Here is a 2018-nt window from a genome sequence, read left to right on the forward strand (position 1 = left end):
CGAGGACCGCAGCTACTGACGGTTCGCTGCGGGATTTGGCATCTTACTTGCCGAGGAAGGCCTCGACGCCTTCTTGAGCGAGCACATCGCGGAATGCAGCATCGGCATCGCGGTCGGTGGGGAATAGATTGTCCCAGACCGTCGAGGTGCCGTGCTCGTTGACGACCTCGAGGGACCAACCGCGTTCGGTGGCGATCCGCACGATGTTGATGGTCAGCCGTACGCCCGCCTGTTCGATGGACCGGCAAAGAGAGGATTCAATGAGTTCGGGTTGCGGGCCAAATTCCATGCCGTGATGCTATGAGATCACGGCTCCAGCTTCAACGCTGTTGGTTTCCAATTCCATGGGAGTAGCTCGCCAAGCCGATTAGCCGGATGACCGGCGATGCGGGCGAGGACGTCAGCGAGCCAAGCCTGGGGATCGACGTCGTTGAGGCGACAGCTCTGAATGAGTGAAAACATGATGGCGGCGCGCTGACCGCCGCGATCGGAGCCGCAAAATAGCCATGCTTTCCGCCCGAGTGGCACACAGCGCAGCGCCCGTTCCGCTGCGTTGTTCGTGAGGCATACCCTCCCATCGATGAGGAAGCGGGTGAAGGCGTCCCAGCGCCGGAGCATATAGTTGATGGCCTTGGCGAGATCATGGTTACGCGACAGCTTGGCGAGTTGGGCGTTCAACCAGTCGTGCAGTTCGGCGATCAGCGGCGCGCTCAACTCCTGACGGGCGGCAAGCCGCTCCGCTGGTGTCTTGCCGTTGATACCGCGCTCAACGTCGAACAGGGCGTCCAGCTTCTGCACCGCCTCCAGCGCAATCGGATAGATGGGACTGGCTCGCTCGCCGCGGCTCTTCTTGCGCGCTGCGCCCTCGACGTCGGCGAGTTCGAAGAACTTCCTGCGTGCATGGGCAAAGCATCCTGCCTCCAGGATGAGACCAGGCTGGCGATAGCTGCCGTGGGCGCGCGTCGCCTACCGACACAAAGCCGGTACCGTCATGAACGTTCGGTTCTGACGGAAGCTGTCAATTTGGTCTGGTAGAGCCGATGTTCATCTACGCGCCTTCATTTAACCCACTCGGGCTTCCAGACGCCCCTTCCCAAAAACATGCGGTTCGAGAACGTTTTTTTTGCCTCAGTAAATTTAAAAAGTCTGGGGCGGGAAAATCTAAAGCGGTATTCTTGACCTGACTGCCATTCACGGCCAGTTTCGCGGGACTGATGACCACCGTCCGCGACAAACAGATCGAACTATCAAGCGTCTTCGCCAACAGCTCGGAGGTGATTTCATCGTCGTGCCTGCGCCAGACCATCCGTTCGTCATGCGATCGGTCGACGTTCTGGTCGGAGGGCGTTCAGGTCTCACCGCCTTCATAATGGCGTCGGCGAGGAGCGTCGGAGGCCGGAATTGCTGGCCAGTCGGATCACGCTGAACAAGGTTGACTCTCACCCTCCCGAAACCGGCTTTCGTCTTGTCGAGGCGCCGTAGACCTCGATTAGGGATAGCGCTAGGTTTGTCGAAAACGCTGAGCTTAAAAGAGCGGTCGTTCCTCAGGGATGCTGTGACAATCGTCGAACGATCCACGCAGGCGCCACAGAAACACAGCACGGAGAAGATACGTCAGATCTCACAAGCCCGCTTCGCCTCCACCTACCGTATCGCGCGTCTGGTGAACGCCAAGCGATCCGGTCACGACGCGGAGCGAGCACTGTCACGGCGGGGGCGCCAACCTCTCGTTCGATTCTGTGCGATCAGTCCCAAGCGCCTTCGCCAGCCGCCCGATATCAACGCGCTCGCTAATCGGACTGGACCGTCCGGCGCGACGATCGATGGTATGACGAGACTGCGACCAGCCCATCCCGACAGGGGCGACGGCCGGACTTGTTGTTGCGCCTGGGTACCCGCGCCCACGAAACGATCCGGACAAGGCACTTCGCGCGGCGGCATTTGCGGGATGGATCATTGCACCGGACTCGTCGGTCCGCTCTCCCGAGGAACTGGCCGAGTTAGCGTTGCGCTTCACG

Annotated in this window: 1 protein-coding gene and 1 pseudogene; both read right to left on the minus strand. The window is 60.4% G+C overall.

Annotated elements, in window-relative coordinates:
- Window positions 1-43: 43 nt before the first annotated feature.
- Complete coding sequence (locus BF95_RS25210) at window positions 44-289, minus strand: hypothetical protein (protein WP_043151651.1); 246 nt, start codon at window positions 287-289, stop codon at window positions 44-46.
- Between the two features lie 17 nt (window positions 290-306).
- Window positions 307-942: pseudogene (gene tnpC / locus BF95_RS25215) on the minus strand (IS66 family transposase); the annotation flags it as partial.
- Between the last annotated feature and the right edge of the window lie 1076 nt (window positions 943-2018).

The sequence above is a fragment of the Sphingobium sp. Ant17 genome, from assembly GCF_000588875.1.
Lineage (GTDB): Bacteria > Pseudomonadota > Alphaproteobacteria > Sphingomonadales > Sphingomonadaceae > Sphingobium.

Coding starts and splice junctions, on each gene's coding strand:
- BF95_RS25210 (WP_043151651.1), bottom strand. CDS start 289: ATGGAATTTGGCCCGCAACCCGAACTCATTGAATCCTCTCTTTGCCGG.